At 71.8% G+C, this 22804-nt stretch carries 15 protein-coding genes; 6 read left to right on the plus strand and 9 right to left on the minus strand.

Annotated features, from left to right (window positions below):
• Positions 1-168: 168 nt before the first annotated feature.
• From FLW16_RS25715 to FLW16_RS25725, 3 genes are all read right to left on the minus strand, one after another.
• Entirely contained in the window at positions 169-3645 is a 3477-nt protein-coding gene (locus FLW16_RS25715) for a discoidin domain-containing protein (RefSeq protein ID WP_142562695.1), read from the minus strand.
• A 17-nt stretch (positions 3646-3662) separates the two neighbouring features.
• Positions 3663-5426, minus strand: a complete 1764-nt coding sequence (locus tag FLW16_RS45995) for a discoidin domain-containing protein (RefSeq protein ID WP_142562697.1) — start codon at positions 5424-5426, stop codon at positions 3663-3665.
• A 170-nt stretch (positions 5427-5596) separates the two neighbouring features.
• A complete protein-coding gene (locus FLW16_RS25725) occupies positions 5597-6022 on the minus strand; it encodes a MarR family winged helix-turn-helix transcriptional regulator (protein WP_221891284.1) in 426 nt (141 codons plus the stop codon).
• Between the two features lie 135 nt (positions 6023-6157).
• Between FLW16_RS25725 and FLW16_RS25730 the strand changes: the two genes are divergently transcribed.
• Positions 6158-7198 carry an aldo/keto reductase gene (locus FLW16_RS25730; RefSeq protein WP_142562701.1) on the plus strand — a complete coding sequence of 347 codons (1041 nt, stop codon included), beginning with the start codon at positions 6158-6160 and terminating at the stop codon, positions 7196-7198.
• A complete protein-coding gene (locus FLW16_RS25735; protein WP_142562703.1) occupies positions 7195-8319 on the plus strand; it encodes a Gfo/Idh/MocA family protein in 1125 nt (374 codons plus the stop codon). The genes FLW16_RS25730 and FLW16_RS25735 overlap by 4 nt, the downstream gene beginning before the upstream one ends.
• A gap of 10 nt (positions 8320-8329) precedes the next feature.
• Here the strand turns inward: FLW16_RS25735 and FLW16_RS25740 are convergent, their stop codons facing one another.
• The 4 genes from FLW16_RS25740 to FLW16_RS25755 form a co-directional block, all read right to left on the minus strand.
• Positions 8330-8731, minus strand: coding sequence for a response regulator transcription factor (locus FLW16_RS25740; protein WP_396686809.1), 402 nt, complete (start codon positions 8729-8731; stop codon positions 8330-8332).
• Between the two features lie 278 nt (positions 8732-9009).
• Positions 9010-14529 (minus strand): ThuA domain-containing protein, encoded by a 5520-nt coding sequence (locus FLW16_RS45360; RefSeq protein ID WP_142562707.1) that lies wholly within the window; start codon positions 14527-14529, stop codon positions 9010-9012.
• 246 nt (positions 14530-14775) lie between these two features.
• Positions 14776-17487: a hypothetical protein gene (locus FLW16_RS25750; RefSeq protein ID WP_142562708.1), complete on the minus strand. Its 2712-nt coding sequence runs from the start codon at positions 17485-17487 to the stop codon at positions 14776-14778.
• The gene (locus FLW16_RS25755) at positions 17484-19331 is read right to left on the minus strand and encodes an HSP90 family protein (protein WP_221891285.1); all 1848 of its coding nucleotides are present in this window, start codon (positions 19329-19331) and stop codon (positions 17484-17486) included. The genes FLW16_RS25750 and FLW16_RS25755 overlap by 4 nt, the downstream gene beginning before the upstream one ends.
• Here FLW16_RS25755 and FLW16_RS44620 point away from each other — a divergent pair.
• From FLW16_RS44620 to FLW16_RS25765, 3 genes are read left to right on the plus strand one after another with little or no spacing between them, the layout of a single operon-like run.
• Complete coding sequence (locus FLW16_RS44620; protein ID WP_221891286.1) at positions 19330-19593, plus strand: FAD-binding protein; 264 nt, start codon at positions 19330-19332, stop codon at positions 19591-19593. The genes FLW16_RS25755 and FLW16_RS44620 overlap by 2 nt on opposite strands.
• Positions 19587-19808 (plus strand): hypothetical protein, encoded by a 222-nt coding sequence (locus FLW16_RS44625; RefSeq protein ID WP_221891287.1) that lies wholly within the window; start codon positions 19587-19589, stop codon positions 19806-19808. The genes FLW16_RS44620 and FLW16_RS44625 overlap by 7 nt, the downstream gene beginning before the upstream one ends.
• Complete coding sequence (locus FLW16_RS25765) at positions 19805-20584, plus strand: YqjF family protein (RefSeq protein WP_221891288.1); 780 nt, start codon at positions 19805-19807, stop codon at positions 20582-20584. Before FLW16_RS44625 ends, FLW16_RS25765 begins: the two co-directional genes overlap by 4 nt.
• A gap of 115 nt (positions 20585-20699) precedes the next feature.
• Here FLW16_RS25765 and pdhA read toward each other — a convergent pair whose 3' ends face one another.
• Together pdhA and FLW16_RS25775 are read right to left on the minus strand one after the other, a co-directional pair.
• A complete protein-coding gene (pdhA, locus tag FLW16_RS25770) occupies positions 20700-21785 on the minus strand; it encodes a pyruvate dehydrogenase (acetyl-transferring) E1 component subunit alpha (RefSeq protein WP_221891289.1) in 1086 nt (361 codons plus the stop codon).
• Between the two features lie 176 nt (positions 21786-21961).
• Positions 21962-22573, minus strand: coding sequence for a TetR/AcrR family transcriptional regulator (locus FLW16_RS25775; RefSeq protein WP_142562714.1), 612 nt, complete (start codon positions 22571-22573; stop codon positions 21962-21964).
• Between the two features lie 106 nt (positions 22574-22679).
• On the opposite strand from FLW16_RS25775, the gene FLW16_RS46265 reads away from it, so the two are divergent.
• Positions 22680-22804 (plus strand): Clp protease N-terminal domain-containing protein (locus FLW16_RS46265; RefSeq protein WP_139578418.1); only part of this gene is annotated, 125 nt, incomplete at its 3' end.

Consider the following 22804-nt stretch of genomic DNA (forward strand, 5'->3'; position numbering starts at 1 on the left):
TGCCTGCCCGTGTCGGTCACGGTGTTGTCCACGATCCCAAGGCCAGAACCGCAACCTGCACCGTGCCTACGCCGAGGCCGAAGGCGGCGAGGTGGATCTCCTCGCCGCCTTGGCCGACGCCATGACCTGGCGCGGCGGGCCGCTGCCCGCTTCAGTCTGAAGCGGGTGTCACGACCAGCCCTGCAGGCCGGCTCCGTACGGGTAGAGGGGGTTGCCGTAGGTGGTGGGGACGGTCTGGCCCGCGTCGATGCGGGCCCGGATCTCCGACCGCTGGGCGGCGGTCGCGCCCAGGTCGTAGGGGAGGTTCCAGTCCTCGACGGCGTCGGCGAGCACGTCGCCCCCGCCCGGCTTGAGGATCTGGTCGAGGCTGCGCGGGAGCTGCCACGGCAGGCGGCCGCGCGGCGTGTAGTCGCCGAACAGGAGGCTCGCCGTGGCCGGGCCGACCTCCTCACCGCCCCGGTACGTCACCACGATGGCGTCGGCCAGGCCGTTCCACTCGCTGATGACGATGGGCCGGGGGAGGGTCAGCACGACGACCACCGGGATGCCCTGGTTCTTGAAGTTCTGGATGACGGCGAGCTGGTCGGCGGGCAACTGGGGTTGCTCCTTCACCCAGGCGGTGGCGTGCGTGTAGGTGGGCTCGCCGACCGCCACGATCGCGAGCTTGGGCGAAGGCCCGGTGTCCTGGTAGACGTTGACGCCCGCGGTGGCCGCCCGCGCCTTGACCGCGTCGAGGACGGTCTGCGAGCCGTACTCCTGGTGGAAGAAGCTCGTCCAGATGCAGCAGGCCGATCCGTCGGTGGCCCGCGGACCGGCGACCACGACGTTGTCGCCCGCCTTGAGCTTCAGCGGCAGCACGCCGTTGTTCTTGAGCAGCGTGATGGACTCCCGGGCGGCCTGGTTGGCGAGCGCGACGTACGACGGCTGGTGGAAGCGGTAGGGACCGTTCACCGGGTCGCCGTACGGGTGCTCGAACACGCCGAGCGTGAACTTCAGGCGCAGGATCCGGGTCACCGCGTCGTTGATGCGCGCGATCGGGACTCCTGCGAGGAAGGTCGCCATGGTGAACCCGGTGGCTCCGGGATCGGCTCCGCCCATCACGTCGGAGCCGGCGTTCGCGGCCTTGACCCAGACCGACGACGGCAGCCAGTCGGTGGTGATGAGACCGGTGTAGCCGAGGTTGCCCCGCAGGTAGTCGAGGATCGGCTTGCTGTCGCCCGCGCCCGAGCCGCCCGGGTCGAGGTAGGAGCTCCCGGCGTATCCCGGCATGATGTTGACGGCGCCTGCCTCCATCGCGGCCCTGAACGGGATCATGTGGTACTTGATCGTCACCGCGTCGTAGGTGATCCCCGCCTCGCCGCCCGCGCCCTCGCCCGGCCAGTGCTTGACGGTCGCCAGCACGGAGGCGGGGTTGAGCTCGGGGCCGCCCTGGAGCCCGGCCACCAGCGCGCGGACCTGGGCGGCCGCGACGTCGGCGTTCTCGCCGTTGCCCTCCTGGATGCGCGGGTAGAGGACCTTGGTGCCGACCTCGGCGAGCGGGCCGAGCACGCCGCGCGCCCCGACCTCCAGCTCCTCGCGGCGCTGCATGTCGCCGAGCTTGTAGTCGAGCGCGTAGTCCTTGCCCGCCGCGAGCGTGCTCTGCAGCGGGTAGGTGGTCTGGTATCCGGCGATGGTGTCGCCCGCAGAGACGGGCGGGATGCCGAGCCGGGTTCCGGACGCGCTCAGCAGCACGGCGTGCAGGTCGTTCGGCAACGCCGGGCCGAAGTGCCAGCCCGAGAGCGGGTAGGTCTGGGCGTTGTAGAACATCTGGTAGGCCTTCTCCTCGGGGGTCATCCTGCCGAGAAGGTCGTTGACGCGGGTTTCGACGGGCAGCCGCCAGTTCTCGTACGGCTCGATCGTGCCGTTCTTGTTGAGGTCGCGGGCGCCGTTGACGACCGGGACGCCGTCGGCGACCTGCTCGATGTCGGGCAGGTAGAGGCTGAAGGTGCGGATGTTCGACGTCGTCCTGGCACCCGAGCCGCTCACCGCGACGACATACCACTTGTACGTCCACCGGTCGGGGATGTCCCAGGTGGGCGTGTAGCTCGTGCCGGTCGGCTCGGCGACCTTGGTGTAGAGGTCGATGAGGTTGCCCGATGTGGTGAAGTCGTAGTCGGTGCGGCTGACGTTCAGCCAGACCTCGTAGCGCACCGCGCCGGAGACGGCCGCCCAGGAGAACGCGGGCCGCCGGGTGTCGGTGACCATGGCCTTGTCGGCGGGGGCGGACAGCGCGAACTGGCCGGTGGTCGCCGGGGCCTTGGCAGGCGGGGACAGCAGGGGCGCGGTCGTGGCCGCCGTGTCCACGGTGCCGAAGACCTGGAACTCCCACAACGAGTAGCCGTAGCCCGTCGCCCGGGCGGTGCCGACGAATCGGACGTAGCGGCCGTCGCCGGTGACGTTCAGGTTCTCGACGCCGCCCCTGCCGCCGGCCGTGGTGTAGATCGGCGTCCAGGACGTGCCGTTCGCGGAGACCTCGATCCGGTAGCCGGTGGCGTACGCGGACTCCCAGTTGAGCGTGACGCCGGTGATGTGCCCCGCTCCGCCGAGGTCCACCCGCAGCCACTGGTCGTCGGAGTACTGGCTCGACCAGCGGGTCGTCGTCCGCCCGTCGAGCGCCGCCGCCGGAGCGTTGCCGCCCTCCCAGGACGACGCCGTCACCTGCTTGTACGCCGAGATCGGCGTGCCGCCCGGCGGTGGGTCGGTGGTGCCGCCGCCGCTCGTGTGGACGGCGAACTCCCACAGGGAGTAGCCGTAGCCGGTGGCGCGGGCGGTGCCGTACAGCCGGACGTAGTGGCCCGAGCCGGTGACGTCGAGGGTCTGCGTGCCGCCGGTGCCGGTGGTGGTGGAGTAGAGGTCGGTCCAGGTGGAGGCGTTGTCGGAGACCTGGATCTTGAACGATGTGGCGTAGGCGGCCTCCCAGGTCAGGACCACCTTGCAGATCGTCTTGACGGAGCCGAGGTCGACCTGGAGCCACTGCGGGTCGGCGGCGGCGCTGGACCAGCGGGTGCCGGGGTCGCCGTCCACCGCCGCGGACGCGGGCGTCCCGGCGTTCTCGGTGGACGAGGCGGTCGCGGGCCTGCCCTGGGCGGCGTCGGGGCCGGCGCAGCCCGAGGACGTGCCGGTGGTGCCGTAGACCTGGAACTCCCACAGGGAGTAGCCGTAGCCGGTGGCGCGGGCGGTGCCGTACACGCGGACGTAGCGGCCCGAGCCGGTGACGTCGAGGGTCTGGGTGCCGCCGGTGCCGGTGGTGGTGGAGTAAAGGTCGGTCCAGGTGGAGGCGTTGTCGGAGACCTGGATCTTGAACGATGTGGCGTAGGCGGCCTCCCAGTTGAGGGTGACCTGGCTCAACGCCGAGGTGGCCCCGAGGTCCACCTGGAGCCACTGCGGGTCGCCGAACGCGCTGGACCAGCGCGTTCCGGTGTTCCCGTCGACGGCGGCCGACGCCGGTGTGCCGGCGTTCTCGGTGGACGAGGCCGTCGCGGTCTTGCCCTGCGACAGCAGGACGGGCGCGGCGTGCGCGGGCCCGGCGACGATGCTCGCGAGCAGCGCCAGCGCCACCGCCAGGACGAGAGCGAGCCCGTGCCGGAATGGAAGGGTGTGCTTCATGGCGTCTCCTGCCTGCGCTACCAGCCGACCGCGACCAGCAGCCACTGCGGGTCGCCGTGCGAGATGAACGAGGACTGGCCCGCGTAGTCGTCGTAGGGGAAGCCGTAGGCGAGCTTGCCGATCGCGTGGTCGTGCCAGAACTTCGCGTAGTAGTTCGCCGGCGCGGCCTTGTAGTAGTTCGACGCGTCCGACTGCTGGGCGTCGGACAGCCCGGCGACGTGCCGGTTCAGCGCCGCGCACATCTTCGGGGCCTCGGCGAGCGGGCCGGCGCACCCGGTGACCTGCGAGGTCGTCGCCGTCACACCCTGCTGGGCGGCGTAGCCGGTGAAGTAGTTCGCGTACGCCCCGCCGGGCTGGAAGATCGACGCGCTGCCCGGGGCCGGGATGCGGTACGGCGCCTGCACCTGGGCCAGTTGCTTGAACTCGGTGGGCACCTCGTCGACGAACCGCTGGAACGTCGCCGCGCGGGACTCGGCGAAGGTGGCGTAGTCCTCGCCGACCGCCACGTCGTACCCGTCGCGGGCGTGCAGGCGCATCGCGAGCTTCAGGCCGAACGCGTCCACCCGGGTCGTGTTGCCGTTGAACACCGAAGGCCCGACGGTGAACTCGATGAAGTCGTAGTACTGGCTGTTGGGGGAGCCGAGGTAGAAGTACATGCGGCCCGCCGTGTTGGCCGGCATGTCGAAGTAGGGCTGCTCGGCGATCGAGTGGACCTGGCCGTTGTAGCTCCAGTAGACCTGCGAGTCGGGGTACTGGCCGTTGGTCCTGTTGAGGATCTTGACCATGACGACGTTCTTGGCCGCCGGGATGCTCGAGGTGTCGCCCCAGAAGGCGTCGGGCGGCGGAGTCGTCGGGTCCGTCGAGCCGCCCGTGGTGTTCACGGTGAAGCTCCACAGCGAGTAGCCGTACGCGGTGGCGCGGGCGGTGCCGTACACGCGGACGTAGCGGCCCGAGCCGGTGACGTCGAGGGTCTGGGTGCCGCCGGTGCCGGTGGTGGTGGAGTAGAGGTCGGTCCAGGTGGAGGCGTTGTCGGACGCCTGGATCTTGAAGGCCGTGGCGTAGGCGGCCTCCCAGGTCAGGACCACCTTGCAGATCGTCTTGACGGAGCCGAGGTCGACCTGGAGCCACTGCGGGTCGCCGAACGCGCTGGACCAGCGGGTCGCGCTGTTGCCGTCCACGGCCGCCGACGCCGGCGTCCCGGCGCTCTCGGTGGACGAGGCGGTCGCGGGCCTGCCCTGGGCGGCGTCGGCCGTGCCGCAGGCGGTGCCGGACGTCGTGCCGTAGACCTGGAACTCCCACAGGGAGTAGCCGTACGCGGTGGCGCGGGCGGTGCCGTACACGCGGACGTAGCGGCCGGTGCCGCTGACGGTGAGGTTCTGGACGCCGCCGGTCGCGGCGGTGGTGGAGTAGACGTCGGTCCAGGTGGACGCGTCGGCCGACACCTGGATCTTGAAGGCCTTGGCGTAGGCGGCCTCCCAGTTGAGGGTGACCTGGCTCAACGTCGCCGTGGTGCCGAGGTCGACCTGCAGCCATTGCGGGTCGCCGAACGCGCTGGACCAGCGCGTTCCGGTGTTCCCGTCGACGGCGGCCGACGCCGGTGTGCCGGCGTTCTCGGTGGACGAGGCCGTCGCGGTCTTGCCCTGCGACAGCAGCGCGGGTGCGGCCGTGGCCGGCGTGGACACGGCCGCCGCTGCGACGACGCAGGCCACGACCAGGACCAGTGCGCTGAGCACGGCCGTCAGGGCGCGGCGCGTGGGATGGATCCTCGAACGCTGTCTCATGATGGCGATTCCTCTTCGGGGGGTGAACGGGGCGAACCCTGACCCAGAGAATGATCGCCTTCGATACTTAGGTCAATACTTGAATTTAGTGTGCGAGGAAAAGATCTTGACTCGCGAGGTCCACTGCCGCCGACGGAGGGAGTTGCCGAGGGTCTTCGGCCGGGAGCGCGTCAGAGCCGGCTGAACACGGCGGCCAGCGTTTCGATCTCCTCCGCGGAGAGCTTGTCGGTGAAGTGGCGGCGTACCGCGGCGTCCAGGGCGGGGTGCACGGCGGTGATGGTGGAGCGCCCGGCGTCGGTGAGGGTGACGATGACCCCGCCTGCGCGCTCGCGGGTGACGAGCCCGCGAGTGCTCATGCGGGTGAGCTGATGCGAGATGCGGGTGCGATCCCAGCCGAGTGACGCGGCGAGCTCGCTCTGGCGCAGGGCGCCTCCCGCCTTGCCGAGGTTGACGAGGATCGTCAGGTCCGGCTCGGACAGGCCCGCCGCCTCGGCGGTGTCCGCGATCACGCGGGCTCGGACGACCTCGTGGGCGCGCTTGAAGGCGGACCAGAAATCGACGGGCTCCGGCGCGGCGCCGGTCACGGCCTCGTTCAATGCCGAGGCCACTCCCTCTCGTGTTGACATATCAACATGCCTCTTCCTAGTGTTGAAATATCAACGCTAACAGACGGCCGCGTCCGCAGCGGCACTGTCGGCGGCGTCCATGCTTCTCGCCCCACAGGAGGCGCCATGCACACCCGACATCTTGGAACCGGCGGCCCTCGGGTCGCCCCTCTCGCGCTGGGCTGCGCCGGCATGTCCGACCACACCACCCCCGCCGACGAGGCCGACGCCATCGCCACGATCCACACGGCGCTCGACGCCGGCGTCACCCTCCTCGACACCGCCGACTTCTACGGCATGGGCCACAACGAGGACCTCATCCGCCGCGCCCTCCGCGCCGGCGATCGCGACAAGGCGCTCCTCAGCGTCAAGTTCGGCGGCCTGCGCGGCCCCGACGGAGCCTTCGTCGGCATCGAGGGCCGCCCCGCCCACGTCAAGAACGCGCTCGCCTACTCACTGCGCTGCCTCGGCAGCGACCACGTCGACATCTACCGCCCCGCCCGCCTCGCCCCCGACACCCCGATCGAGGACACGATCGGCGCGATCTCCGAGCTGGTCCAGGCCGGGTACGTGCGCCACATCGGGCTCTCCGAGGTGGGGCCGGAGACCATCCGCCGTGCCCACGCCGTGCACCCGATCTGCGATGTGCAGATCGAATACTCCCTGTTCAGCCGTGGTCCCGAGACCAACGGCATCCTGGACACCTGCCGCGAGCTGGGGATCGGCGTCACCGCCTACGGGGTCCTCGCACACGGCCTGCTCACCGGCACCTACCGGCGACCCGCCGGAGGGGACCCGCGCGCCCACTGGCTGCCCCGCTTCCACCCCGGCAATCTCGCCGCGAACCTCGCCCTCGTCGACCGGCTGCGGCCGCTCGCCGACGCGCACGGCATCAGCGTCGCGCAACTCGCCACCGCCTGGGTCGTCGCCCAGAGCCGCGAGCGCGGCACCATCGTGGCCGTCCTGGGCGCCCGCCGGCCGCACCGCGTCGAGGAGGCCCTGGCCGCGGCCGGCGTCGCCCTGACCGGCACGGACCTGCGCGCGATCGACGAGGCCGTCCCGGCCGGCGCGGTGGCCGGCACCCGCTACGCCGCACCCCTCATGGCTCTGCTGGACAGCGAACGCACCCCTGCGCCGTCTACGGAAAGAACAGGTCGCGAATCATGAACACATCCGAGTCACTCCTCGCCGAGCCGGCCCGGTCCGGGAAGCCGATGGGAGTAGGGATCATCGGACTGGGGGCGAACGGAGGCTGGGCCGAGCGCTCCCACCTGCCGGCCCTGCGCGCCGTCCCGGGTTACGAGCTGAGGGCCCTGAGCACGAGTTCGAAAGAGTCGGCGGAGCGCTCCGGACACAAGCACGGAGTGTCGCGCACCTTCGGAACGGCGGCCGAACTGGCCGCCTGCGACGAGGTGGACCTCGTGGTCGTGGCCGTGAAGGTGCCGCACCACAGGGAACTGGTGCGGACGGCGCTGAGCGCCGGCAAGAGCGTGCTGTGCGAGTGGCCGCTCGGCAACGGGCTCGCGGAGGCCGAGGACATGGCGCGGGAGGCGCGCGGCCGCGCGGTGCCCACCGTCGTCGGCCTCCAGGCGCGGTCGCACCCGGCCCTCGCCTACGTGCGGGATCTCGTGGCCGACGGCTACGTGGGGGAGGTGCTGTCCACGACGGTCGTCGGCTCCGGCGGCGCCTGGGGCGCAACCGTCGGCCCCGGCGATCATCACGTGCTCGACGCCGCCAACGGCATGACGCTGCTGACCATCCCCTTCGCGCACACCCTCGACGGACTCGCGTCCGTCCTGGGCGAGCCCGGGGACCTGCGGATCGACCTGGCGTCGCGGCGCACGTCGGCCGTGGACACCGGGAGCGGACGGCCCGTGCCCATGACCGCCGCGGACCAGGTGGTGGCCTCGGGACGGCTGCCGGGCGGCGCGGTGGCCACCTTCCACTACCGCGGAGGCGTTTCCCGGGGCACCAACTTCCGCTGGGAGATCAACGGCACCGAGGGCGACCTCGTCATCACCGCCCCGATCGGCCATCTCCAGCTCAGCCCGATCACCGTCGAAGGCGGCCGCGGGACATCCGCCGGACTCGCTCCCCTGACGGTGCCGGAGTCATACGTTCGCGTCCCGCGACTGGATCCCCACGCCGACGCGCCGGCCTACGCGGTCGCCCACGCCTACCAGCGGTTCCTGGACGACCTGCGCGAGGGCGGCACGCCGGGCGTGCCCGATTTCGCGCACGGCGCCGCCCGGCACCGCAGCATCGAATCCGCCCTCACGACGGCCTGAGCAGGAGAGCTCAGCCGCCGGGACGTACCAGGCCGCTCTCGTAGGCGAGGATGACGAGCTGGACGCGGTCGCGGACGTCCAGCTTGGCGATGGCCCTGGCGACGTGGGTCTTGGCGGTGAGCGGGCTGATGACCAGGCGCTCGGCGATCTCGCCGTTCGACAGCCCGAGCGCGACGAGCCGGACCACTTCCAGCTCGCGGGTGGTGAGGGCGTCCAGCCGCTCCCCGGCGTCGGGCGCGAGGTCCTGGCGGCGGGCGAACCGCTCGATGACGCGGCGGGTGACCCCGGGGGACAGGAGCGCGTCGCCGGCCGCCACGGCGGCCACCGCCCGGATCCATCCGGCGTGGCGGACGGGCGAGCGGGCGGACGAGCCGGCGGGGGCGCCTGTGGACAGTGCGTGCGGTGCGGCCATGCGGGGCCTTCCATCGGTCTTCATGAGGGAGCGGTGACTGACGACGCAACGCTAGGCGGGGGGCGCGTCTCGGTCGCGTCGTCCGGCCACAGGCACCTCGGGCCTGCTCCATCTGCGGTACGGCTGCTCCGCCGGGAGTAGTGCGGATCCGCGGAGACCTGCTGCGGACCGCCTGAAAAAGGAAGCGGGTGCCCCGCGACTCGCGTCGCGGGGCACCCGGGTGAATCGGTTCGGCGAACCGAGCCTCAGCAGCGCCTCAGCAGCGCCTCAGCAGGGCGTCAGCTCTTCGGCGCGCCGCCGTACTGGACGATCAGCGCGTCGGCGTCCCGCAGGAGCGTGGCGCGGACCTGGGCGTCGGTCACGATCTTCTTGTCGTCGACGGTCTTCTCGAACTTCTCGAGTTCCTTGACGATCTTGTCGTCCCTCTCCTTGCCCTTGTCGTCCTTCTCCTCGGCCTTGCGCACGCCGTCGAGCGATTTGTGCAGCTTGTCGGCGTTCTTGCCGGTGAGCTTCCCGGCGGCCTCGAATCGGTCGATCAGCGCTGTGATGTCGTCCGTCGAGGTGACGACGGAGAACTTCACCGTCTGAACGGTCTGGTTGCCGGCCTTGTTGACGGCGGTGACGGTGAGCGTGTGCTCGCCCAGGGCCAGCTCGTAGAGCGCCTGGACCGTGCCCGCGGTGAACGGCTTGCCGTCCAGCGTGCCGGTGACCGTCTTGACGCCGGAGCCGTTGTCGACGGCCGTCCAGCCGATCCGCAGGTCCTGGCCGTCGCCGTACTTCTGCCCGCCGGCCACTCCGGAGACCGCGACGGTCGGCGCCTTCGTGTCGATCTTGACCGTCACGGCCTTGATCTGCTCGACGTTGCCGGCCTTGTCGGCCGAGCGATAGCGCAGCTCGTGCTGCCCCTCGCCCGTGACGGCGACCGTCTCGCTGTACGCCGTCCAGGCCCCGCCGTCCATCGAGTACTCGATCTTCGCCACGCCGGACGTGCCGTCCGTCGCGGCCAGGGTCACCGGGACCGCGCCGTTGTGCCAGCCGTCGTCGTTCGCCGGGGCGAACGACGCGGTGGTCATCGGCGCCGTCGCGTCCACCTTGACCGCGAGGGTCCTGGCGTCCTCGACGTTGCCCGCCTTGTCCGTGGAGCGGTAGGCCAGCGTGTGCGAGCCGTCGCCCGAGACCACGACCGCCTCGGTGTAGGCGGTCCACTCGCCGTCGTCCACCTTGTATTCGGTCGTGTCGACCCCGGAGCCCTCGTCGGCGGCCTTGAGGGTGACCGAGATCGGTCCGGTGAACCAGCCGCTCGCCGGCTGCGCCGGGTCGAGGGCCGCCGTGGTCACCGGCGCCTTCGTGTCCTTCGCGGCGCGGACGAGCGTGAAGTCGTCCACGTCGAAGTCGGCCCCGGTGAACACCAGGTAGAGCTTCACGCTCCCGCTGGGGACGTTCGTGAGCGGCGTTGAGACGTCCGCGTACGACTCCCAGCCGCCGGTGTTCGGGACGGTGACGCTGCCGAGCACCGGGCCGGTCGGGGAACCGGTCCGGATCTCGAAGCCGCCGCTCGGGTTGGGCGAGGCCACCCGGGCCGTGAACCGGGTGACGCCGGTGAGGTCCACGCCGTCGTACGCCGCCCAGTCGCCGGGGTTGACGTAGCCGAGCACGGTGCCGCCGTGCGCGGGGGCGTGCGGGTAGGTGTCGACGCCCTTCGCCTCGGTCCAGCTCTCGGCCTGGACGGTGACGTCGCCCTCCGCCGGGCCGAGCTCCTTGATGCGGATGTTCCGGAACGCCACCTCGTCGCCGTCGCCGTGGTTCTGGATGCCCACGTAGCCCTGCTGGAGGGACCGCTTCGGGTCGGTGTTGGTGAAGTCGTTGATCTTCACGCCGTTCAGGAAGATCTGCAGGCGCTCGCCCTCCACGCGGATCTCGTAGGTGTTCCACTGCCCCGGCGGGTTGAGCGCGGCGTCCCTGGCCTTGAGGTCCGCCGACTGGAAGCCGTAGACCGATCCGGTGGTCTTCTCCGGGGAGTCCGTGGCGTCGATCTGGATCTCGTAGCCGTTGTCGACCGCCGACCACGGGTCGTCCGAGGCGGGGAAGCCGACGAAGACGCCCGCGTTGTCGTCGCCGCGCATCTTCCAGTCCAGCTTGAGCGAGTAGGAGTGGAACTCCTTCGCCTTGTACCAGAACAGCCCCAGGCCGCCGTGCGAGGTCAGGGTGCCGTCGGCGTTGGTGAACCCGCCGGGCCCGGCCTGCTGCCAGCCGGTGGTGGCGCCGTTGTAGAGCGTCGTGTAGCCGGTCTCAGGACGGCAGTCGGCCTTGAGGTCGCCCATGGCGTACCTGATGCCGCCGAGCAGGTGCTGCCGGAACTCCGGCTCGGAGAACGAGGACGCCGTGTGGCCGCCGCCCGTGTAGAACGACCGGCCGCCCTGATACTCCTTGCACCACGCGATCGGGTGGTCCTCGCCCATCCTGCCGCCCGAGTACGACTTCTCGTCGAGCGAGGCCAGCACATGCGCGGTGGTGCGGGCGTTGGAGCGGTAGTCGTACCACTCGTCGGTGCGGGTCCACGTCGACCCGAGGTGGCCGGTCGCCGGGTGGGCCCGGTCCTCCACCTTCACCGTCGCCTGCTGGACGGCCGGGTGCGAGGCGAACCACGCCCCGACCAGGCCGCCGTAGAACGGCCAGTCATACTCGGTGTCGGCCGCCGCGTGGATGCCCACGTAGCCGCCGCCCGCCTTCACGTACGACTCGAAGGCCGCCTGCTGGGCGTCGTTCAGCACGTCGCCCGTGGTGCTGAGGAACACCACGGCCTTGTACTTGGCCAGGTTCTGCGTGGTGAAGACGGCCGGGTCCTCGGTCGCGGTGACCTTGAAGCCCAGGTCCTTGATGGCCTGGATGCCGGCCGGGATCGAGTCGTGCCGGAAGGCGGCCGTACGCGAGAAGACCAGGACCTCGCCCTCGGCGCCGCCGCCCGGGGCCGTCGAGGTCGTCCACTTCTGCGCGTTGCTGCCGTCACAGGTCTTGATGACCATCTGCCCGGTGTTCGAGCCGTCGAGGCACTTGCCCGACTGCGGGTTCTTGATCGTGCCGTCCGTGCCGATCGTCCAGACCTGCGCGCCGACGTTCGCGACGCAGTCCCAGATCTGCACCCGCGTGCCGTCGGCGGTGCCGCCGTTGGAGACGTCGAGGCACTTGCCGAGCGAGCGGAGCGTGGAGCCGTTGACCGTCCAGACCTGTGCCCCGGTGTCGTTGCACTGGTAGAGCTGCACGTTGGTGCCGTTGGCCGGGTTGGCGCCCGCGACGTCGAGGCACATGCCGCCGGCGTTGACGATCGGTCCCGGGCTGCCGCCCGCGGGCGGCTCGGCCGTGAGCGTGAAGTCGTCCACGTCGAACAGCGCGCCGTCGTTGCCCTTGAAGAACAGGTAGAGCTCGGTCGTCCCGGCCGGGGCGTTCGACAGCGGCGCGGAGACGTCGGTGAACGTCTCCCAGCCTCCGGTGACGGGCACGCTCACCTTGCCCAGCAGGGTGCCGGACGGCGACCCCGCGCGGACCTCGATGGTGCCGCCCTTCCCGCCGGAGGAGACGCGGGCGGCGATCCCCTTGGCCTTGCTCAGCTCGTAGGGCTTGAAGGAGATCCAGTCGCCGTTGTTGATGTCGCCGACGGTCTTGCCGCCGTGCGCCTGGCTCTTGCTGATCGGGTTGACGCCCTGGGAGGCCCCGTAGTGCTCGGCCTGGCGGTGCCGCGGCTGCAGGATGTGCTGGGTGTGGGTGGTCAGCCCGCCCTTGTCGGTGTACTCGGCGTCGAACACCGCGAAGATGTTCGCCGCGTCGTCGTGCTCGCCGTCGACGGGAATGGTCAGCTCGCCCGAGCAGCCGTTCTTCGAGCTGATCTGGTGGCCGTGGCTGTCGTGGCCCAGCACGTAGGTCATCTTGACCTTCGTGCAGTCGACGTCGCCGTCCTCCGGGTCGGTGACCTTGATCGTGAAGGGGACCGAGTCGCCCCACTGGAACAGGCTGCCCGCGACGGGCGTCTCGATGGTCACGGTCGGCGCGGTGTTGCCCGCCGTGACGACCACGCTCGCGCTGCCGCTGTTGCCCGCGGGGTCGCGCACCGTCAGCGTCGCGGTGTAGGTGCCGTCCTTGTCGTACGTCTTGACCGGGTTCGCCTCGGTGGAGGTGGTGCCGTCGCCGAAGTCCCAAGCGTAGGTGAGCGTGGCGCCCTCGGGGTCGGCGGAGCCGGCCGAGGAGAACGTGACCGTGAGCGGCGTCTTGCCCGAGGTCTTGTCGGCCTTGGCCACCGCGATCGGGGAACGGTCACGGCCCTTGATGTACTCGAAGCGATACAGCGCCGAGTTGGCGTCGCCGTTGAAGTAGCCGGTGCCGTAGTCGAGCACGTACAGCGCGCCGTCGGGGCCGAACGCCAGGTCCATCACCTGCGTGCCGGTCCACGGGAAGTCGGCGATGTCGCCGCGCGTCCCGTCGGCCTGCACGTCGATCGCCTTGATCCACCTGCGGCCGAACTCGCCGGCGAAGAGGTGGCCGTCGAGGTCCTGCGGGAACTTGACCGCGGAGTCGAGCGCGGCGTCGTAGTGGTAGACCGGTCCGCCCATGGGGGACTCGGAGCCGCCGCCGAACTCGGGCGGCGAGCCGGCGTCGCCGCCGTACCTGATCCACGCGGGCTGGGCGGGCGGGAGCGTGCGCTGGCCGGTGTTGCGCGGGGAGGCGTTGACCGGGCCGCCGGCGCAGTCGTACTTCGCTCCGGAGGGGCCGGAGGGGAAGGTGAACGCGTTGTAGGTCTCGACCGGCGTGTTGGTGCCCGTGCAGTAGGGCCAGCCGTAGTTGCCGGGGCGGGTGACCCGGTTGAACTCGACCTGGCCGCTCGGCCCGCGGTTGGGGTCGGTGGTGCCCGCGTCGGGGCCGTAGTCACCCACGTAGACGACGCCGGTGGCCTTGTCGACGCTCAGCCGGAACGGGTTGCGGAAGCCCATCGCGTAGATCTCGGGCCGGGTGTCCGGGGTGCCCGGAGCGAACAGGTTGCCCTCGGGGATGTCGTAGGTGCCGTCCGGCTTGACCTTGATGCGCAGGATCTTGCCGCGCAGGTCGTTGGTGTTGCCCGCGCTGCGCTGGGCGTCGTACGCCGGGTTGCGGTCGGGCCGCTCGTCGATCGGGGAGTAGCCCGACGAGTCGAAGGGGTTGCTGTCGTCGCCGGTCGAGAGATAGAGGTTGCCGGCGGCGTCGAAGTCCATGTCGCCGCCCACGTGGCAGCAGATGCCGCGGTCGGCCGGCACATCGAGGATCTTGACCTCGCTGTCCTTGTCCAGCGTCCAGTCGGGCTTGACGGTGAACCTGGACAGCCGGTTCACGCCCTTCCAGGCCGAGAAGTCGGACGCGGTGGCCGGGGCGTCGCCGTCGGGGGTGTTGAGACGGGGAGCGTAGTAGAGGTAGATGAACCGGTTGGTCGCGAAGCCCGGGTCGGCGGCGACTCCCTGGAGCCCCTCCTCGTCGTGGTTGTAGACGTTCAGCGTGCCGACCACGGTCGTGTCGCCGCGGGCGTCGGTGCGCCGCAGCACGCCCTCGCGAGCGGTGTGCAGCACCGACAGGTCGGGCAGCACGGTCATCGTCATCGGCTCGCCCATCTCGGCGACACCCCTGGCCAGCTCCACGCGCTGGTAGTCGGCGGCGTCGACGGGCGCCGCTTGCGCGGGCGCGGCCGGGGTGAGCACGGTCAGGCCCGTGAAGGCCAGGAGTAAGGCGCAGGTCTGCGCGATCCGTTTTCTGGCGCGATAGGTCGGCCGCCTGGGGGGCATGGCGGAGCTTCCTTTCCATCGGTGCGGTGCGGTGCGGGCCCACTGCACGGCCGTGGGCACGCGTCCGCTTCACAAACCGGCCGCGTAGCGGTGATCCGCCCCGAAGGTAAGCGTCTTTTGAAGACTTGTGAAGATAGTTTTGGCAAAACTGCGGAACTTTTGCTGGGTTGTGACGAAAGTTCCGTGGGATGGCGGCATGCGAGCGCCCAGGCCCGGCGTCACCCGCCGTGGCCCGTCACCTGGGATCTACTCCCGGCCCTCGCCCTCCTCGACGTCCTCCTCGACGTTCTCTTCGAGGTCGAGGCCGAGGTCGAACGAGTCGAAGCCGTCGTCGTCGAGCATCGAGTCGAGTTGCCGGCGCGTCTCTGCGAGCTCGGCGGCGACCTCCTCCGACGGCTCGGCACCCGCCAGGGACTCCAGCTCCGCGAGCACGGCCCGCATCGCGGTGACACCGGGCGGCTCCGCCGTCACCCCGTCCGCCATGTCCCCGTCCGCCATGTGACTGTCCGCCATGTGACTGTCCTCGCCCGTCCAGTCCATCAGCCACGCGGCGGCGCGCAGGCACCGTACGCGCGGGACGACCTCGCCGAGGTCGCCCCACAGCCGCGCGGCCCGCTGGAAGGCGGGCAGCGCCTCGTCCGCCCTCCCGGCGAACTGCAGCGACTCGGCGGCCGACCAGGCCAGCTCCGCGTGCAGTTCCTTCGCATCGGGGTCGTCCTGCACCAGCCGCGCGGCCATGACGAACTGCTCGGCGGCCTCCCGGTGGCGGCCCAGCTCGGCCAGCGACCGGCCGTACTGCGCCCGCGTCCGCGCGACGGCCTCCCCCTCGTACGGGACCTCGACGCGCGGCATGACCTCCTCGAACAGCGCGGCGGCCTCGCCGTGCCGATCGAGCACGTGGTAGGCGCGGGCGGCGGCGAAGGTGTTGTGCAGCGTGTCCGGCTCGGAAATGCCGTCCCACCGGGCGGCCGCGGCGAGCGCCGCCCCCACCACGTCGAGTTCGCGGCCGGGCTGCCGGGTGAGCGCCTCGACGAGCAGGGAGCTCAGCCCCGCCGCCTCGTCGGCGGGCAGCAGCTCCCCGCCGTGCTCCAGGGCCGTCGACGCGTAGCCCTCGGCGCTCTCCGGATCCCCCTGATCGAGGGCGATCTGGCCGAGCATGCCGGCGGGCCGCGCGGCGAGCCAGGGCGTGCCCGCGTCGCGGTAGCGGTCCAGCGCGGATGTCAGGTGCGTGCGGGCGGCCCCGGGGTCGCCGAGCAGGAGGGAGATCCGGGCCAGCATTTCGTGGTAGGTGCCGGCCCGGCCGGTCCCGCCCAGCTCCTCCGCGACGGACAGCTCCGCCTCCACCCGGGCGCGTGCCGCCAGGACGTCGGTCTCGGCCGGCCCGTCCGGTCCGGCGAGCGTGCTCACCGCGACGTACGCCCCGGCCCTGCGGGCCGCCAGGTACTCCCCGGCGTCGATCGTCCCCTGGGCGTACGCGGCGGCGGCCTCGGCGGTGACGGTCTCCGCGAGGGCCTCGCCGCCGGCCCGGTCACCGGCGTAGGCCAGGGCGACGGCCGCCCCGGCGCGCGACTCCAGCGCGTCGGCCCGGTCGCCGAGCCGCTCGAACCGGTCGGCGACCGCCAGGAGCCGCGCGTACGCGGCGCCGGGGTCCTGCTCCATCGCCGTCCCCGCTCGCCTGAGCTCGACCCGCGCGGCCACCGGCTCGGGCAGCTCGGCCCCGGCGGCGCCGACCCGTTCCCACGCCTCGTCCGCGTGCGGGTGGCGCAGCGTGGACAGCCGCCGCGCCTCGGCGACGAGGTCCTCAAGCGACGCCTGTGCCGGGCGGGGCGGGACCGGGACGGCGGCCCCCGCCGTCGCCGGCCGCGGCAGCCGTACGGGGGAGCCCAGCGGCAGCCGGTCGAGCAGCGGCTCCCGGCTCAGCCGCGCCGCCACCCGCTCGCTCACGACGCGCGTGCCGTTGCGGGCGTCGTAACGGGCGCAGATGTCGCCGATCTCCCGCTCCAGGTCGCCGAGCGCGGCCCCCGCCGTACGGTCGCCCACCGGCAGGTCGTCGTAGCCGAGCGCGGTCAGGCGGCGCAGCAGCACGGCGGCGCCGCAGACGAAGCCGAGCCGCCGTGAGACCTCCTCGCCGTGCGGGACGAGCCAGGCGGCGTGCTCGGTGAGGATCTCCAGGCCGCGCGCCTCGTTGCCGGTGAGCGCGCAGAACTCGATGTGCTGCCCCACCGCCTCCCGGAGGGAGAGCGTGCGCCGGGCCAGTGAGTAGCCCTTCAGATGCGCGCTGCGCGCGTCCGCGACGCGGCCCGTCCGCAGCAGGGGAAGCAGGGCCTGCCCGAGCACCCGGTGGGGTTCCTCGGCGCAGGTCAGCTCGCCGTCGAGCAGCGGCGCCCACAACTCCAGCGCGCCCTCGTCGTCGCCTGCGGCATCCCGCCAGGCGCCCCAGCCGTTGTGTTCGCAGGCGTCGCAGTCGGCCATCGCGTCGTTCGGCGCGGCGATGGACGCCTCCATCGCGGCGGCGGCCGTCTCGAAGTCGCCGGTCTCCTGCGCCAGGAGCGAGCGCAGCGCGAGCACCGGGCGTGGGCTGTAGCCACGCTCCCGGTAACGGCTCTGCAGCTCGTCGAGCCAGCGGTGGGTCGTCTCCAGCGGCACGGCGGGGTTGCCGACCAGGCTGTGCGTCATCCACTTGAGCCGCCAGTGGATGGAGTAGGTCAGCGGGCCCAGCTCGGCCGGGAAGTCGTCGAGGAGCCGCAGGAGCCGTCCCGCGGCGACCGGCATGCGGTCGCCCTCGGAGGCGTACAGGTACGCGTCGATGAGGGTGAGCAGGACCTCGCCCTCCAGTGAGCGGTCGTCGGCCGTGCGGGCCTGCGCGGCGAGCACCTCCAGGCGCTCGGCCTTCTGCCGTCCCTCGGGCAGGGCCGCGCACTCCTCCAGGCCCGCGCGGATCGCGGCGGCGCCGCTCACCGCCCCTCTCCTTCCGGCGCGTCGGTCACGCTCGCCGAGGCCCAGCCGAGCAACTGGTCGAAGGCCCGGTTCAGCAGCGAGGTGTCCATCGGCCGCAGCGGCCGGTGCGTCATCAGCAACGCCTGGCCGTACAACGCCTCGACGGCGGTGACGAGCAGCGTGCCGTCGCGGATCGTCGCCAGTCTGCGCACCACCGGGCTGCGGTGGTTGAGCACGAGCTGCGCGCGCGGCGCGGACGACTTGAGCGCGCCGAGGATCTCGGCCCACAGCTCGTCGGACTCGGCGGCGGTCTCCGCGCGGGCGCGCTCGCTCCGGGAGGCCCGCGAGTCGAGGTGGAGGGCGGACACCGACGCCGGGGAGAAGGCGCGCAGGATCACGTCGCACTCCAGCGGGTCGAGCGCCGCGCGGGCCGCGGTGAGGAATGCGGCCATCGCCAGCTCCTCGCGGGGGTCCACCGGGTCGAGAGCCGCGGTGACCGCGTCCGCGTCCAGCTCCTCCACCGTCACCCCGGGCAGGACGCGGGGAAGCGCGGCGACCAGCTCGCCGTCGTAGGTGTAGCCGCCGTTGACCACCCCGAGGCCCTGGGCCGCCGCGATGCCGGCGACCTGCCGGAACTCCTCCACCGAGGACGTGACCCGCACGACCGGGTGCTTCCTGGCGAACTCGGCGAGCGTCACCTCGCCGTCGGTGGTCTCGAACCGCAGGTAGGGCAGCATGATCTCGAAGAGCTCGGCGTCGTGCCTGGCCAGCGACTTGACGCCGAGGGCGTGCACGGACAGGAACGCGGCCAGGCGGCCCGGCTCCTGCGCGGCCAGGCCGGTCAGCCAGTCGCGCAGCCGGGCGCCCAGGGCCTCGCGGACCGCGGCCAGCGTCTCGTCCTCGTACAGCCCCTCCCGTGACGCGGTGGGGCGCAGGGTGTCGGTGTCGATCACGCAGCGCGCGAAGAAGGCCCAGTCGGGCAGCAGGCCGGTGACCGCGTCGCCGAGCAGCATGCCCTTCAGGTAGACCCGGTGACGGCCCCCGGCGGCCGGGTTGGCCGCGTTCGGCAGGATGTAGGCGGCCCCCCGCACCCCCGCCAACTCCACGTCGAGCTCGACCACGTCGAGCGCCGCGAAGCCGAGCACCCGCTCGCCGTACGCGAGCAGCGCCGCCCGGCGCTCGGCCGCCGACCGGTAGGGACGGTCCCACACCGGAGGGCTGTCCGTGGTGCGGACCGTCCGCCCGCCCCCCGTCACCGTCACCGCGTACGGCAGCAGCGCGCCGAAGTCGCGGGCCAGGTCGGCCACGAGGTCGGGGGCGAACCACCGCCGCGCCCCCGGCCGGGCCAGCAGGCGCACCGTCGTCCCGGGGGTGCCGACGAGGGCGGCACGCTCGTCCGGCGAGAGCGTACGCACCGCGTACGTCCCGTCGGAGGTCGCCGACCATTCCACGCCCGGAGCGTCCGGGTCGCGGGCCGAACGGGTGAGTACCTGGATCCGCTCGGCCACGGTGAAGCAGGCCAGCAGGCCGATGCCGAACTGGCCGAGGAACTCCTGCCGGGCGCCTTCGAGGTCGTCACGCTTCGACGAACGGCCGATGGTGGCGAGGAAGCGGTGCACGTCGGCCTCGGTCAGGCCGATCCCCGGGTCGTCGATCCGCAGCCCGTTCTCCTCGACGGTGATCCGGATGTCCGTCGGCGCCGCCGGGTCCACCGCGAGCCGCGCGGTGACCGCGTCCACGGCGTTCTGCAGCAGTTCGCGCAGGTACACCCGGGGGCTGGAGTAGAGGTGGTGGGACAGGAGGTCGACCAGTCCGCGCAGGTCGACCTGGAAGGATCGGGCGTTCCCCGCTAAGTCGTCCGACATGCGCATGATCGTAGCGTCGCGCACCGACACGGAGGGGGAGCTCGCGGTCTTGGCAGACCGCCTCCGGGAGGCCGCCGCGGCGGCGCCGCACCGCGCGCTCGCCGACGGCGACCGCGTGCCCGCGCTCGTCATCGGCAGCGGGTACGGCGGTGTCGTGGCCGCGCTCCGGCTCACGCGGGCCGGCGTGGACACCCACATCGTGGAGATGGCCGGTCCTGGACCACCCCCGGCGCCGACGGCCGGATCTTCTGCGACATGCTGAACCCGGACGGGCGCGCCTACTGGCTGCGGACGAGGACGGCCCAGCCCGTGGGTCACCTCCTGGGGCTGCCGGTCGACCGGGGCATCGACAGGTACACCGGCGTGCTCGACGCGGAGGACTTCCCCGGCGTCCGGGTCTACCAGGGGCGCGGCGTGGGCGGCCCGTCCGTATCATCACGACCGATCTGCGGCGTCCTGGGTAGGGGCCCGGCATGATCTCCATGCCGTCGTCGGTGCCGTCGGGACGGGTCGAGCGTCCGGTGATGTACCACCGCTGGTCCGACATCACGTTCATCCACTGGAGATATCCGCCCGAACTCGTGCAGGCGTTCCTGCCGGACGGGCTCACCGTGGACACCTACGAGGGGTCCGCGTACGTCGGGCTCACGCCGTTCCTGATGCGGGACGTGCGGGCGCCCGGCCTGCCGCCGCTGCCGTGGCTGTCACGCTTCCCCGAGACCAACGTGCGCACGTACGTCAGGGACGCCCGGGGGAGGGGCGGCCTGTGGTTCCTGTCGTTGGACGCGGGGAGACTGCCCGCCGTGCTGGGCGCCCGGGCCACCTATCGGCTGCCGTACTACTGGTCGGACATGTCCGTGACCGGCGAGGGGGCGCGGCGCCGCTACCGCTGCCGGCGCCGGTGGCCGGGTCCCTCCGGGGCGCGCTGCGACGCGGACGTCGACCTCGGCGCTCCGCTGACCGAGGCCGAGCGGAGCGGGCTCCCGGATTTCCTGGTCGAGCGCTACCGGCTGTTCACGGTCGTCGCGGGCCGCCTCGCGACGGCGGAGGTGGAACACCCGCGCTGGCCCCTGCACCGTGCCCGGCTCGCCGGGCTGGAGCAGGGACTGCTCGAAGCGGCCGGCCTTCCCACGCCCGGCCACCACAATCCGCTCGTGCACGCGTCTCCCGGCGTCCCCGTACGGATCGGCATGCTGCGCCCGGTCCGCGGTCAGAGGGCCACGGTCACTCGTCCGGATCGGCGATCTCGATGATGTGCAGTGGATTGTCCAGGGCACGACTCGATTGCTGCCATTTGCGTTCTCGAAAGGTATTACGGCATTGAGAGACGGGACCCTGGCGGTGGCTGGGCCCGGAGGCATCGGTGGGTCAGGCGCCGGGCTCCTCGAAGCGGTCGAGGTAGGCGGCGTACCAGGCGCGCTCCTCCTCCACCAGCGCGTGCCGATCGGCGTAGACGTGGTCGAACATGTCGTCCACCGGAGGGTCCGGCATGGCGATGACCCCGTCGCGCAGTTCGAGCGCCATGCGGTCGCCCTCCTCGTCCACCTCGGCGAAGAACGCCTCGTCGGCCATGCCCTCCCGCAGCAGGTACGACCGCATGCGCGCGATCGGGTCCTTCTTCCGCCACGCGTCCACCTCCTCCGCGGGCCGGTAACGGCCCGGGTCGTCGGAGGTGGTGTGCGGGCCCATCCGGTAGGTGTGCGCCTCGATGAGGAACGGCCCGCCCCCGGAGCGCACGTGCCGCAGCGCGGCCCTCGTCACGGCGAGGCAGGCCAGCACGTCGTTGCCGTCCACCCGTACGCCGGGGAAGCCGTACCCCCGCGCGCGCTGGTAGATCGGCGCCCGGCTCTGCCGCCCGACGGGGTGGGAGATGGCCCACTGGTTGTTCTGGCAGAAGAACACCACCGGCGCGTCGAACACGGCCGCGAAGTTGAACGCCTCGCCGACGTCCCCCTCGCTCGCCGCGCCGTCGCCGAAGTAGGCCACGACGGCCGAGTCGTCGCCGTCCCTGCGAACCCCCATGGCGTACCCCACGGCGTGCAGCGTCTGCGCGCCGAGGACGATCGTGTAGAGGTGGAAACGGGTCTCCCTGGGGTCCCAGCCGCCGTTCGTCGTGCCCCGCAGCATGCCCATGAGCGCGAGGGGAGCGATGCCCCGGCACCAGGCGACGCCGTGTTCCCGATAGGAGGGGAACACGTGGTCGTCCTGACCCAGCGCACGGCCCGAGCCGATCTGGGCGGCCTCCTGCCCCAGGCAGGGGATCCACATCCCGAGCTCGCCGAGACGCTGGAGAGCGAAGGCCTCCCGGTCGATCCGGCGCACCAGCGCCATGTCGCGGTACAGCCCCCGATACTGGCTCTTCGACAGGTCCAGGTCGTACTCGGGGTGCGCGACACGCTCGCCTTCGGGCGTGAGCAACTGGACCAGATCTTCGGCCTCGTCCTGGCGCCGCACGTCGTCTCCTCTCTGACAACGGTGACCGCTGCCCGGCGCGCCGGGACCCCTCCTCGTCGACGGGTTCGTCGGCACCGTGCGCAGCCAATCATTGCGGCTGTGGGACGTGAGGGTTCACACGACGTGCCCGCCACGCCGATGAGCTGCGGTTTTGTTCGACCACCCAGTGACGGCGGTCAGCCGGCCGCGGCGGCGGGGCGCAGGCCCGCGAAGACGATCGCGAGCGTACGGGCCCGCAGATCGGGCTCCCACCGGGTGTGCAGGGACGCCTGGCACACGCCGATCAGCAGGGCCATGACCTCCGGCACCCGGACGTCGGGGCGTACGGCCCCGGCCTGCTGGGCCTTGCCGACGAGCACCTCGACGGCCTCACGCAGGGCGAGGACGGGCTTGGCGACGGTGACCGGGATGCCGGCCTGCGCGAGCAGGTCGACGACGGTCTTCTTCTCCGCGGCCTGCTCGACCGTGCGGGTGAAGAAGGCGAAGAAGGCGGTGGCGGGGTCGCCCTCGGCCGCGAGCGCCCGGGTCTCCTCGGTCAGCCTGACCGCGACCTCGTGCATGATCGCCTTGAGCAGGGACTCCTTGGTGGGGAAGTGCCGGAAGACGGTCCCGATCCCGACCCCGGCCATCTGCGCGATCTCCTCGGTCGAGGCGGAGGGCCCCTTGGCCGCGAAGACGGCCTCGGCGGCCTCAAGGATGCGCGTACGGTTGCGCCGGGCGTCGGCGCGCAGTGTCCTGGCCGGACCTCCGGAGGCGTCCGGCTCGGGAACGCGCTGGTCGTTCGGCATTCCTCGGCTCTCCCCACGCCTCGATTGACACACGCATTCGCCGCTTCATAGCCTGTAACCGAAGTGGAGACTCCGATTGTAGGTCACGCCGCAGCGAGGAGTGCAGATGTTCGAGAGGTTCACCGACCGTGCGCGGCGGGTTGTCGTCCTGGCCCAGGAAGAGGCTCGGATGCTCAACCACAACTACATCGGTACTGAGCACATTCTTCTTGGCTTGATCCATGAGGGTGA

Origin of the sequence: Microbispora sp. KK1-11 (assembly GCF_006874435.1) — a bacterium.
GTDB classification, from domain to species: Bacteria; Actinomycetota; Actinomycetes; order Streptosporangiales; family Streptosporangiaceae; genus Microbispora; species Microbispora catharanthi.

Bases quoted from the DNA above. Each gene is read 5' to 3' on its own strand.
- FLW16_RS25730 (WP_142562701.1), top strand. From the start codon at position 6,158: ATGCACACCCGACATCTTGGAACCGGCGGCCCTCGGGTCGCCCCTCTC.
- FLW16_RS25765 (WP_221891288.1), top strand. From the start codon at position 19,805: ATGATCTCCATGCCGTCGTCGGTGCCGTCGGGACGGGTCGAGCGTCCG.
- FLW16_RS44625 (WP_221891287.1), top strand. From the start codon at position 19,587: ATGCTGAACCCGGACGGGCGCGCCTACTGGCTGCGGACGAGGACGGCC.
- FLW16_RS25735 (WP_142562703.1), top strand. From the start codon at position 7,195: ATGAACACATCCGAGTCACTCCTCGCCGAGCCGGCCCGGTCCGGGAAG.
- FLW16_RS25740 (WP_396686809.1), bottom strand. From the start codon at position 8,731: ATGGCCGCACCGCACGCACTGTCCACAGGCGCCCCCGCCGGCTCGTCC.
- FLW16_RS44620 (WP_221891286.1), top strand. From the start codon at position 19,330: ATGCGCATGATCGTAGCGTCGCGCACCGACACGGAGGGGGAGCTCGCG.
- FLW16_RS45360 (WP_142562707.1), bottom strand. From the start codon at position 14,529: ATGCCCCCCAGGCGGCCGACCTATCGCGCCAGAAAACGGATCGCGCAG.
- FLW16_RS25775 (WP_142562714.1), bottom strand. From the start codon at position 22,573: ATGCCGAACGACCAGCGCGTTCCCGAGCCGGACGCCTCCGGAGGTCCG.
- FLW16_RS25715 (WP_142562695.1), bottom strand. From the start codon at position 3,645: ATGAAGCACACCCTTCCATTCCGGCACGGGCTCGCTCTCGTCCTGGCG.
- FLW16_RS25755 (WP_221891285.1), bottom strand. From the start codon at position 19,331: ATGTCGGACGACTTAGCGGGGAACGCCCGATCCTTCCAGGTCGACCTG.
- FLW16_RS45995 (WP_142562697.1), bottom strand. From the start codon at position 5,426: ATGAGACAGCGTTCGAGGATCCATCCCACGCGCCGCGCCCTGACGGCC.